The organism is Cellulomonas fimi (assembly GCF_012952065.1).
Classification (GTDB): domain Bacteria; phylum Actinomycetota; class Actinomycetes; order Actinomycetales; family Cellulomonadaceae; genus Pengzhenrongella; species Pengzhenrongella fimi_A.
Genome location: NZ_JABCJJ010000051.1, coordinates 1 through 9627, shown reverse-complemented (window position 1 = coordinate 9627; position 9627 = coordinate 1). Strand labels below are relative to the sequence as shown.

Sequence of the window (9627 nt, the reverse complement as noted above, 5' to 3'; positions counted from 1 at the left end):
CTGTCGAACGCCGCCCGCCCCGCACCGTTGAACTTCCCCTGCAGCGGCTCGGCGGCCTGCGCCAGCTCACGCACCAACGCCCCCAGGTCCTCACCCGACGACGACGTCCGCCTCGTCAACGTCGACAACACGTCCGAACCCATCGCGAACTTCACGCCGAACCCCCTCAGGTCGATGCAGGCACTGAACGACGCCCGCGGAGCATCGTGGCAGAGATCGCCGGGGGATGCACCGGCGTGTGCACATGCATGGACCTGGTCGAGCGGGCGGCGGCCCGGGGATCACCCGACCGGGCGATGCAAGCGAATGATCGCTTACGCCCCGGTCCGACCGCCCGCCGACGCAGCGCCGAGCCACGTGTGCGGGTTGCGGTCCCAGCACCAGCCGAGCTTCGGGCGGCGCTCGCTGATCCACACCGCAGGCACGCGCTGGTTGCCCGCGCGCGATGCCATGAGCGAGAAGCACCGGTTCGGTCGGAGCATGTCCGGCCGCACGACCACCAGCGCCACCCCCTCGTCGACCGTCAGCGGCGTGCGGCCGCGCGCCGTGACCGCCTCGAGCGCGGACTCGGGCGGCACGGAGTGTCGCAGCAGCTCCGGGAACCCGAGGTCCACATAGACCTGCACCTGCCGGGCGAGCTCGGCCTCGGCGTCGACCCCGGGGTCGAAGGCGAGTGCTGCGGGCGAGACGTCCGCGCGGACGATGGGGACGGCGTCGTCGACGGGGTGATGACGGTGGGCACCGGAGCTCCTGGTGATCAGCGCCTCTGATCAACGAGCGCCGCCGTCGGCCGGTTCCCCTCCGCCCGCGGGTCCGCGTCGGCCCCCGTGTCCGCGTCGGCGCCTGCGACGAAGGCGACGACGTGCGCGACGACGCCGGCGTCGGCCAGGATCCGGCCGTGGCCGAGGCCCTCGGTCGTCACGAGCCGCGCGCCGGGCCAGCTCGCGGCGATCGTCTCGCTGTCGGACCAGCGGGTCTCCCGGTCGGCGCGGTCGTGCACCAGGAGCAGCGCGGGGCGCGTGCCGAGGCGCTCGCCCAGGGCCGCGATGTCGAAGAACCCGACCCGCATCCCGATCCGGCGCTCGACCCGGGCGACCATCCGGCGCCGCGTGCGCTCCCCGGCGCCGAGCCGACGGACGAACAGCCTGGTGTACGGCTCGACCGTCCCCATCGGCGCGACGAAGGCGAGGCGCTCGACCGGGACCCCGGCGTCGACGGCGACCATCGTGGCGAGCGCACCGAGCGAGTGCGCGACGACGGCGTGCGCCGGCCCGAGGGTCCGCACGAGGGCCGGCACCACGTCGGCCATCTCGAGCACCGTGCTCTCGCGCGGCCCGTGCGCGCCGGCGGGGGAGTCGCCGTGCCCGGGGGTGTCCACCGCGACGACGCGGAACCCGGCGGCGACCAGCGGGTCGACGAAGGCCGCGAGCTGCGTGCGGCGTCCGCCCCAGCCGTGGAGCAGGTAGACGATCGGGCCCTCGCCCCACGACTCCCACATCACGGGCCTGCCGTGGAGCAGCAGCCCGCTGCGGCGCCCGGGTGCGGCCGCGGGGGCGCGCCTCGTGGCCGACGCCGGGATGCGGAACCACAGGCGCTCGGCCCAGCGCGCGCCCAGGGCGGGCGCCACCCGGTCGAGGACCGTGAACGAGACGCGCAGGCCGAGGAAGGGCGCCTGACGGTAGAGGCGAACGATCGTGCTTTTCTGCGACGACGACGGTGCCATGTGAGCTCCTGCGGTGCGTGACGGTCGAGTGACGGGTGGCGGTGGACGGGGTGGGTGCGGCGAGCGCCGCGTGCGGCCGGCGTGGAGCCTCAGGTGACCGGTCGTCGGCTTGCGAGCAGGTTCTCGAACGCGCGGTCGGCGCGGGTGCGCGCCTTCGGGTCGAGGAGCAGGCGGGTGGCCTGGTGATACGAGAGGACGATGCCGACGAGCTCATGGGCGAACTGCTCGGCGTCGGCGTCGGCGGCGAAGTGCCCCTCGGCGACGCCGGCCCGGAACACCTGGGCGATCGAGTCGCGCCAGCCCTGCTGCTGCCGCGCGAGCCGGTCGCGGACCGGGCCCGGGCGGTCGTCGAACTCCGCGCCGGCCGCCACGAACAGGCAGCCGCCCGGGAGGGCCTCGCTGCTCCAGGTCACCCAGCGCTCGTACAGCGCGCGGACGCGCGGCTCGCCGCGGGGTGCGGCCAGCGCGGGACGCAGGACGGCGGCCACGAACTGCGCCTCGGTGTGCTCGATCACCTGGAGCTGGAGGCTCTCCTTCGAGCCGAAGTGCGCGAAGAGCCCGCTCTTGGAGAGCCGCGCCTCGGTCGCGAGGGTCCCGATGGTGAGGCCGCCGAGACCCAGCCGGCTCGCGAGCGCGGCGGCGTCGTCGAGCACCGCGAGCCGCGTCTCCTCGCCCTTGGTCATGATGGTGAGAATGGCACGACCGTTCGTTTCTTTCAAGCGTGCGTGGACGGGCACGTGCCGTCGACATCCGCGGCCTTGTGAGCCCGTCCCCGCCCCTTCGGCTGCACACGGTGACGGAGCGGGCACGATGGGCGGATGAAGTTCTACGCGGACCACCCGGTACGACGCGCTCGGCAGGTCGCCGCCGACCTGCTCGTCGTGGCGTGGGTGGTCGCCTGGGTGCTGCTCGGCCGTGCGGCCCACGAAGCGGTGAGCGCGTGGGCGGCACCGGGTCGTCGGCTCGAGGCTGCCGGGACGTCGCTCGGGTCGGGGCTGTCGTCCGTCGGCGAGCAGGTCGCGCGGGTCCCGCTGATCGGCACCGAGATCGAGGCGCCGTTCGCGGCGGCGAGCGGGGCGGCCGCGTCGATCAGCGAGGCCGGTGTCCAGCTCCAGGAGGGCGTCAGCCAGGCGGCCCTGCTCGCCGGGCTCTCCGTCGCGGGCTGGCCGATCACGATCGTCGTCGTCGCGTGGGCGATCGGCCGGCTCCGCTTCGCCCGGCGCGCGCGTGCCGCGCGGCTGCTGCTCGGGTCCGACGAGGGGCGGCGCGTGCTCGCGCTGCGGGCGATCGCGCACCAGCCGCTGCGCCGGCTCGCTGCCGCGCAGGCCCTGGCCGACGCCGACGCCGACGCCGACGCCGACGCCGACGCCGATGCCCGCGCCGATACCAAAGCCGGAACTGGCGACGCCGGGACTCCTGCGGCGTGGCTCGAGCTCGACGAGCGCACGCTCGAGCGCCTGGCCGCGCTCGAGCTGCGGGCAGCGGGGGTGCGGTGATGGCGCACCCGGTCCTCGACCGCACGTTCGCCGCCGTGCTGTTCGACCTCGACGGCACTCTGATCTCGTCCGTCGCGGCGGCCGAGCGGTCGTGGACCCGGCTCGCGATCGAGCTGGCCATCCCCGCGGAACGCTTCGGCGACTTCCACGGGGTCCCGTCGGCCCAGCTCATCGAGCGCCTCATCCCCGAGCGCCCGGAGGCCGAGCGGCGGTACGCCGAGCAGCGGATCGAGGAGATCGAGGTCGCCGACACCGCGGGGATCGAGCTGCTGCCGGGCGCCGCGGACGCACTCGCGGCGCTGGGGCCGGCCGGCCGGTGCGCGATCGTCACGTCATGCACGAGGGCGCTCGCCGCCGCCCGCCTCGGGGCCAGCGGGCTCCCGGTCCCGGGCGTGGTCGTCACGGTCGACGACGTCGCACGCGGCAAGCCCGCTCCCGACCCGTTCCTCCTCGGTGCAGAGCGGCTCGACGTGGACCCGACGCACTGCCTCGTGGTCGAGGACGCGACGGCGGGGATCGTCGCCGCGCGGGCCGCGGGCGCGGCGACGCTCGCGCTCGCGACCACGTCGCCCGCCGACCGGATCGACGGCGACCTGGTGGTCCGCGACCTCGCGGCCGTGCGGTTCGAGGTGTCGCCCGGCGGGGTGCGGGTCCGCCTCGCCTGAGTGCTACGGCGTCGTGCGGGGCGGCTCGCCGTCGCGGTCGAGGACCCACCACTTGCCGCCGACCGCCTGTCCGGTCACGTCGCCGGGCGCGGTGTCCTGGGCCCAGAGGTAGACCGGCCAGCCGTTGTAGGTGACCTGCGAGGTGCCGTCGTCCCGCGCGACCGTCCCGACTTTCGAGTCGTCCGCGCCGTCGCCGGTGTCCGGGTCGTCGTCGTCCGTCAGGAGCGGGGGCCAGGCCGCCGCGCAGTCGTCGTAGCAGGTGCTCGCCCCCTGCGCGTCGGGGTCGAACATGTAGAGCGTCATGCCCTCGGCGTCGACCAGGACCTCGCCGAGCGACGTGCTCGCGACGTCCACCACGTCGTCGCCATCGTCGTCGTCCGTGCCCGACGGCGAGGCGCTGGGTCCTGTACCGGCATCCGGGCTCGGCGTCGCCTCGGTCGTGGCGCTCCGACCCGGACGTCTCCGCGGTGCCGCCCGCGCCGTCGTCGTCCCCGCCGCCCCCGCAGGCGGCGAGCGTGAGCAGGACCGCGCCGGCCAGAGCGGCGGCTCGCGTGGTGCGCATGTGATCTCCCCCGACCTCCGCGACGGCCCGGTGCGCCGTCGTCCGCCCGTTCCACGTGCGCCCGCGGCCTTCGGTTCAGCCGCGCCGCCGCCGTGACGCCCGACCGGACGCGCGCGCACCGGGCATCGGCGGGACGATCGAGTACCCGCTCGAGGAAGGACGGAACCATGACGATCGGTCGGTTGGCGGCACGGGTGCTGGTCGGAGGGCTGTTCGTCGGCCACGGCAGCCAGAAGCTGTTCGGGGCGTTCGGCGGCCCGGGCATCGAGGGCACCGAGGCGATGATGACCTCGCTCGAGCTGCGGCCCGCGCGGCGCAATGCGGTGCTCGCGGGAGCCACGGAGGCGGGCGGCGGGGCGCTGCTCGGGCTGGGGTTCCTCACGCCGGCCGCGGCGGCCGCCATCATCGGCGCGATGACGACCGCGATCCGCAAGGTGCACCTGCCGAACGGGCTGTGGTCGGCGAACGGGGGGTACGAGTACAACCTCGCGCTCATCGCCGCGCTCGTCGCGATCACCGAGGACGGCCCCGGTCCGGTCTCGCTCGACCACCTGCTGGGCATCGAGCGCAAGGGACCGGGGTGGGCGCTCGCCGCGCTCGCGACCGGGGTGGCGGCGTCGGCGGTGGCGATCGAGCTCGGTCGACGCGCCGGGTCGCCGACGGCCGAGGCCACCGCGCCCGCGACGCCCGAGGTCTCGCCCTACCCCGGCACCGCGGGCGACCCCGTCACGTCCGACGACGGCGTGGCGGCCCCGACGGACGGCTCCAGCGCGGACGGCTCCAGTGCGGACGGCTCCAGCGCGGACGGCGGCGACGCCCCGGGGTGGGCGGGGCACGCGTGATGGACCGGGTGCGCTGGGGCATCGTCGGCGTCGGCGCCGTGACCGAGAAGAAGAGCGGGCCGGCCTTCCAGCAGGCCGAGCGGTCGGAGCTCGTCGCGGTGATGCGCCGCTCGGCCGACAAGGCCGCCGACTACGCCCGCCGTCACGGCGTCGCCCGCTGGTACGACGACGCGGACGCGCTCCTCGCCGACCCCGACGTCGACGCGGTGTACGTCGCCACGCCGCCCGACTCGCACCGCGACTACACGCGTCGCGCCGCGCTCGCGGGCAAGCCGGTCTACGTCGAGAAGCCGATGGCACGCACGGCCGCGGAGTGCGACGCGATGATCGCCGGCTGCGCGCGTGCCGGTGTCCCGCTGTTCGTGGCGTACTACCGGCGCGCGATGCCGCGGTTCCGCACGGTCAAGGACCTGCTCGACGGCGGCGCCATCGGCACGCCGCGGACCGTCTCGATCCGCACCCAGCAGCGCCCGCTCACCATGCCGACCGCCGACCTGCCCTGGCGTGTGCGCCCCGAGATCTCCGGCGGGGGGCTCTTCGTCGACCTCGGCTCGCACACGCTCGACCTGCTCGACTGGCTCCTCGGCCCGGTCACCCACGTGACCGGCGTCGCGCGCAACCAGGGCGGCCACTACCCGGCCGAGGACCTCGTCGCGGGCACGTTCACGTTCGCCTCGGGGGTCGAGGGCGTCGGGCTGTGGTCGTTCGACGCCGCGGAGGACCGTGACGAGGTCGAGGTGGTCGGGACCGCGGGCACGCTCCGGTTCTCGACGTTCGGCCAGGAGCCGCTCCGGGTGGTCCGACCCGACGGGGTCGAGGAGATCGAGGCGCCGTACCCGGAGGTCGTCCAGCTCCCGCTGGTTCAGGCGGTCGTCGACGCGCTGACCGGGCGTTCGACGGTCGACGCGGCCCCCAGCACCGGGGAGACGGCCGCACGCACCGCGCGCGTCGTCGACGCGCTGCTGCACGACTACCGCGCGCAGAGCAACCTCGGGTCGTAGCCGCGCGGGCCTGGTGACGGCTCAGCGTCGGCTCGCGGCTCAGCGTCGGCTCAGGACCCAGCGGCGTCTCAGGCCTCAGCGCCGGCTCAGGGGGCGGCGCTGCTCGCGTGCTCGACCGTGCAGTCCGGCCCGGGGAAGATCAGTGCCTCGTGGCCGTTCTCGTACCGGACGCGGTACGGCGGCGCGCCGTCGTCGCCCTGGACCTCGACGACCTCCGCGAGCTGAGGCGTCTGACCGACCGATCGGCTGTGCACGTGCAGCCGATCGCCGATGGATGCCCGCATGGCTCCTCCCTCCGTCGACTTCGTGGTCCGCCCCAGCCTGCCTCAGCGGGCGTGCGGAAGGAAGGGCACCCGCGGCGACTCGTCACTTGTAGCGGTGGCTCGACTCGGCGTGCCCCGCCGGACGCGTGCACGTCTTGCCGCTGCTGCCGCGGTGCCCGCACGGGGCAAGGGGAGTCTCGGCGGAGGGGGCCTCGGCGGGCGGGGCGTCGGCGGACGGCGGCGCGGTCGCGGCGGCACGCCCCGAGGCGCCGGTCGCCGGGACGCCGGGTGCCTTCGCCGCGGGAGCCGCCGATCGCGTCGCCGCGGACGCCGCTCGGGCGCTCGAGGCTGCGCGTGCTGCCTCGTAGCGGGAGGCCTTCAGTGCGCGCTGCGCGTCGAGCTTGCTCATCCCGCGAGGGTAGAGGGCCGCAGGGCGTATCTGGCGCGCCGCCACTCGCACCTCGACTGTGACATCGCTCGGGTCGGGATATTGCCGACCCGCGCACGGCTCTGCGTGGAGGTGGTCGGCGTGGCGGTGCCCGGACGGGTGGGACGCGAGGGGTCGCACGACGACGGCGGTCGTCAGTCCGGCGCGGACGCGCGGGGCGGGTCCGCGGACGGCGCGCACGAGGACGGCGCGCACGAGGACGGTGTGCGCGAGGACCTCGACGGGCAGTGGCGGGTCCACGTCACCAACGCCGACGTGCGTCACGCCCGGGCCCGGTGGTTGACGGCGTACGAGGGCAGCGCACCCGACTCCCTCGTCGACCTGCTGTACCAGGACTACGTGCACCTCGTCTCGGCCCAGGCCCAGCAGCTCGCGGACGACCTGCGCCGGCGCTGACCCGCCCCGACGGACGTCCTGCCGGCTCAGGGTGGCGGCGCACGCGGTCAGGGCGACGACCCGGGTGATCCCGGATGTCGTGGACGGTTCGGCGGGGGCACGCTGGAGGTGCTGCTCACCCGGCAGTCTCGACCCAGCACCGGACCACGCGTCCGCCGAAGGAGACGTCCACCGTGAACGACATCCGCAGCACGATGAGCCGACAGGGTCTGGTCCGGCCGTACGAGGGACGGGTGCTCGCCGGCGTGTGCGCCGGCCTGGGCCGCCGCTTCGGGATCGGCCCGTGGGCGACGCGCGTCCTGTTCCTGCTCGTCCTGGCGGTGCTGCCCGGGAGCCCGCTCGTGGTCTACCCGGTCCTCTGGATCCTCATGCCCAACGAGCCGCAGCGACCCGCGCCGATCACCTACCCGGCGCCCCCGACCGCCTGACGCGCCCGCTCCCCGGGGCGCGCGCCCGGCCGGGCCCACGGTTAGCCTCGGCGGGTGAGCGCGAGCACGGACCTGACCACCGACGCCGTCGAGCTGCCCGGCGTCGACCCCGCCGACCCGCCCACCGAGCTGCTGCCCGGCCGGCTGTGGCAGGGCGGCTGCCCGGTCGACTTCGACTGGGTGCGGGAGACCGGCATCGACGTCGTCCTCGACATCGCGGACCCGGACGCCCACCCGCCGGTCGGGGCGACCGACGGGCTGCTCTACGTCAAGGCGCCCCTCGTGGACGGTGACACGCTCCCGGACTGGACCCTCGTCAGCGGCCTCGCCGACTTGGCCGCGCGGTTCATCGGCGACGGCCGCCGCGTCTTCGTGCACTGCACGTTCGGGCGCAACCGGTCCGGGCTCCTGGCCGCGCTCGTGGTGCGCGAGGTGCTGGGGATCCCGGGCGGCGAGGCGTTGCGGCACGTGCAGGACCGCCGCCCGCGCACGGTCAACAACGAGGCGTTCGCCGCCTGGCTCCGGTCCCTGCCCGCCCCTCGCTGACGTTCCCTCCTCCAGCGGCGTGCCCCGGCGCGCTCTACAGCGGCGTGCGCCAGCGCGCGACGACGCCGGGGAGCCAGTCGCGGTCGGCACCTCGACGACGGTCGTCCCACGCGCGGAACGCGACGGCGCCCAGCTCCGCGATCGCGTCGAGCACCTCGAGCCCGTGCCACGTCATGACGTCGAACCCGTACGCGCGGCAGAACCGGCGGTACGTCGCTGCGTCGATCTCACCGCTGCGCACGCGCCGAGCCGCGCTCGCGAGGTCGTGCTCGCGCGGTCCCCGCGCCGCGAAGTCGAGGTCGATCAGCCGCGGCCCGGCGGCGCCCTGCACGGCGTTGCCGAGCGAGACGTCACCATGCACCAGCCCGACGCCGAGCGCAGACGTCAGGCCCGCCAGCTCGCCCAGCAGCGCGGTGCGCGCCGACAGCAGGACGTTCGCGGCGTCGTCGGGCAGGGCCAGCGTGGGCGAGTCGAGCCGGCGCAGCGGCACCCAGGCCGGCACGTCGGCCTCCGCGTGCTCGTCGTGGAAGCGGCGCAGGAGCGCGCCCAGCGCGACCCAGCCGGGGGCGCGCCGGCCGGTCAGCCAGCGCGACACGCAGACCACGCCCGACGACGTCACGACCGGCGGCGCGGACGCCACGTGGGCGGTGCGGGTTCCGGTCAGGGCCGCCGCGACGGTGCCGAGGTGCCGCGGGTCGGTCCCTGGCGGGTAGACCTTGACCGCGTACCCACCGGACCGCAGCACGATCGTCGTGAGCACGCTCGCGACGTCGGCCTCGGGCAGCTCGAAGGGCAGCGCGAGCCGTGCCTCGGCGAGCGCGTCCAGCCCGTCGGCGGCGCCCCAGCCGGCCGGCGGCAGGGGCAGCGGGTCGTGCGGCGCGGCCACGTCGTCGGGCACGTCGGGCCGGAGGTCGGGCCGGTCGTCGGGCACTGCGACGGGCGCAAGGACGGGCGCAGGGGTGGGGGAAGGAAGGACACGCATCGCGGGCTCCGGTCGACCAGGGAGTGCAGCCACCGCACGACGTCGGCGGCTGATGCCTCGACCGGGTTGGGACGCCAGAGAGTATCGGCAGACCGGGGCCCGACGGTACGTCTCGGCGCGACGCGGGGCATGGCGTCGGGCAGAGTGGCCGCATGAGAAGCCCTGTGTCAAGCCGCCGCCGTTTCGGTGGTGTGGTGTTGGTTGGTGAGGAGTCGTTGCAGGGCGTTGTGTCGGTCGGGGTCGTAGGCGGTGCCGTCTTGCCAGCAGTGCCAGAT

Annotated in this window: 14 protein-coding genes; 7 read left to right on the top strand and 7 right to left on the bottom strand. The window is 75.4% G+C overall.

Annotation, left to right across the window (positions count from 1 at the left end):
• Positions 1 to 314: 314 nt before the first annotated feature.
• The 3 genes from HIR71_RS15970 to HIR71_RS15960 all read right to left on the bottom strand — a co-directional run bounded on the left by HIR71_RS15970 (position 315) and on the right by HIR71_RS15960 (position 2406).
• A complete protein-coding gene (locus HIR71_RS15970) occupies positions 315 to 614 on the bottom strand; it encodes a DUF5701 family protein (RefSeq protein WP_211374317.1) in 300 nt (99 codons plus the stop codon).
• A gap of 143 nt (positions 615 to 757) precedes the next feature.
• Positions 758 to 1723 (bottom strand): alpha/beta fold hydrolase, encoded by a 966-nt coding sequence (locus tag HIR71_RS15965; RefSeq protein WP_169326055.1) that lies wholly within the window; start codon positions 1721 to 1723, stop codon positions 758 to 760.
• An 89-nt stretch (positions 1724 to 1812) separates the two neighbouring features.
• On the bottom strand, positions 1813 to 2406 hold the full coding sequence (locus HIR71_RS15960) for a TetR/AcrR family transcriptional regulator (protein ID WP_169326054.1): 594 nt from the start codon (positions 2404 to 2406) through the stop codon (positions 1813 to 1815).
• Between the two features lie 135 nt (positions 2407 to 2541).
• On the opposite strand from HIR71_RS15960, the gene HIR71_RS15955 reads away from it, so the two are divergent.
• Together HIR71_RS15955 and HIR71_RS15950 are read left to right on the top strand one after the other, a co-directional pair.
• Complete coding sequence (locus HIR71_RS15955) at positions 2542 to 3219, top strand: hypothetical protein (RefSeq protein ID WP_169326053.1); 678 nt, start codon at positions 2542 to 2544, stop codon at positions 3217 to 3219.
• Positions 3219 to 3884 (top strand): HAD-IA family hydrolase, encoded by a 666-nt coding sequence (locus HIR71_RS15950; RefSeq protein ID WP_169326052.1) that lies wholly within the window; start codon positions 3219 to 3221, stop codon positions 3882 to 3884. The genes HIR71_RS15955 and HIR71_RS15950 overlap by 1 nt, the downstream gene beginning before the upstream one ends.
• Positions 3885 to 3887: 3 nt before the next feature.
• Here HIR71_RS15950 and HIR71_RS15945 read toward each other — a convergent pair whose 3' ends face one another.
• Positions 3888 to 4238 (bottom strand): COG4315 family predicted lipoprotein, encoded by a 351-nt coding sequence (locus tag HIR71_RS15945; RefSeq protein ID WP_211374316.1) that lies wholly within the window; start codon positions 4236 to 4238, stop codon positions 3888 to 3890.
• A gap of 375 nt (positions 4239 to 4613) precedes the next feature.
• Here HIR71_RS15945 and HIR71_RS15940 point away from each other — a divergent pair, with 375 nt between their 5' ends.
• Positions 4614 to 5288, top strand: a complete 675-nt coding sequence (locus tag HIR71_RS15940; protein ID WP_169326050.1) for a DoxX family protein — start codon at positions 4614 to 4616, stop codon at positions 5286 to 5288.
• On the top strand, positions 5270 to 6289 hold the full coding sequence (locus tag HIR71_RS15935) for a Gfo/Idh/MocA family protein (protein WP_211374315.1): 1020 nt from the start codon (positions 5270 to 5272) through the stop codon (positions 6287 to 6289). Before HIR71_RS15940 ends, HIR71_RS15935 begins: the two co-directional genes overlap by 19 nt.
• Before the next feature lie 86 nt (positions 6290 to 6375).
• Here HIR71_RS15935 and HIR71_RS15930 read toward each other — a convergent pair whose 3' ends face one another.
• Positions 6376 to 6573 carry a DUF1918 domain-containing protein gene (locus HIR71_RS15930; RefSeq protein WP_169326049.1) on the bottom strand — a complete coding sequence of 66 codons (198 nt, stop codon included), beginning with the start codon at positions 6571 to 6573 and terminating at the stop codon, positions 6376 to 6378.
• An 82-nt stretch (positions 6574 to 6655) separates the two neighbouring features.
• Positions 6656 to 6961, bottom strand: coding sequence for a hypothetical protein (locus HIR71_RS15925; protein WP_169326048.1), 306 nt, complete (start codon positions 6959 to 6961; stop codon positions 6656 to 6658).
• A 120-nt stretch (positions 6962 to 7081) separates the two neighbouring features.
• On the opposite strand from HIR71_RS15925, the gene HIR71_RS15920 reads away from it, so the two are divergent.
• From HIR71_RS15920 to HIR71_RS15910, 3 genes are all read left to right on the top strand, one after another.
• Positions 7082 to 7396, top strand: coding sequence for a hypothetical protein (locus tag HIR71_RS15920; RefSeq protein ID WP_169326047.1), 315 nt, complete (start codon positions 7082 to 7084; stop codon positions 7394 to 7396).
• Positions 7397 to 7569: 173 nt separating this feature from the next.
• Positions 7570 to 7824, top strand: coding sequence for a PspC domain-containing protein (locus HIR71_RS15915; protein ID WP_311836330.1), 255 nt, complete (start codon positions 7570 to 7572; stop codon positions 7822 to 7824).
• 54 nt (positions 7825 to 7878) lie between these two features.
• Complete coding sequence (locus HIR71_RS15910; RefSeq protein WP_169326046.1) at positions 7879 to 8370, top strand: protein-tyrosine phosphatase family protein; 492 nt, start codon at positions 7879 to 7881, stop codon at positions 8368 to 8370.
• 34 nt (positions 8371 to 8404) lie between these two features.
• On the opposite strand, the gene HIR71_RS15905 is transcribed toward HIR71_RS15910, so the two are convergent.
• Positions 8405 to 9352 (bottom strand): phosphotransferase enzyme family protein, encoded by a 948-nt coding sequence (locus HIR71_RS15905; RefSeq protein ID WP_169326045.1) that lies wholly within the window; start codon positions 9350 to 9352, stop codon positions 8405 to 8407.
• Positions 9353 to 9627 lie beyond the last annotated feature (275 nt).

Coding starts and splice junctions, on each gene's coding strand:
- HIR71_RS15925 (WP_169326048.1), bottom strand. CDS start 6,961: ATGAGCAAGCTCGACGCGCAGCGCGCACTGAAGGCCTCCCGCTACGAG.
- HIR71_RS15960 (WP_169326054.1), bottom strand. CDS start 2,406: ATGACCAAGGGCGAGGAGACGCGGCTCGCGGTGCTCGACGACGCCGCC.
- HIR71_RS15965 (WP_169326055.1), bottom strand. CDS start 1,723: ATGGCACCGTCGTCGTCGCAGAAAAGCACGATCGTTCGCCTCTACCGT.
- HIR71_RS15955 (WP_169326053.1), top strand. CDS start 2,542: ATGAAGTTCTACGCGGACCACCCGGTACGACGCGCTCGGCAGGTCGCC.
- HIR71_RS15930 (WP_169326049.1), bottom strand. CDS start 6,573: ATGCGGGCATCCATCGGCGATCGGCTGCACGTGCACAGCCGATCGGTC.
- HIR71_RS15905 (WP_169326045.1), bottom strand. CDS start 9,352: ATGCGTGTCCTTCCTTCCCCCACCCCTGCGCCCGTCCTTGCGCCCGTC.
- HIR71_RS15940 (WP_169326050.1), top strand. CDS start 4,614: ATGACGATCGGTCGGTTGGCGGCACGGGTGCTGGTCGGAGGGCTGTTC.
- HIR71_RS15950 (WP_169326052.1), top strand. CDS start 3,219: ATGGCGCACCCGGTCCTCGACCGCACGTTCGCCGCCGTGCTGTTCGAC.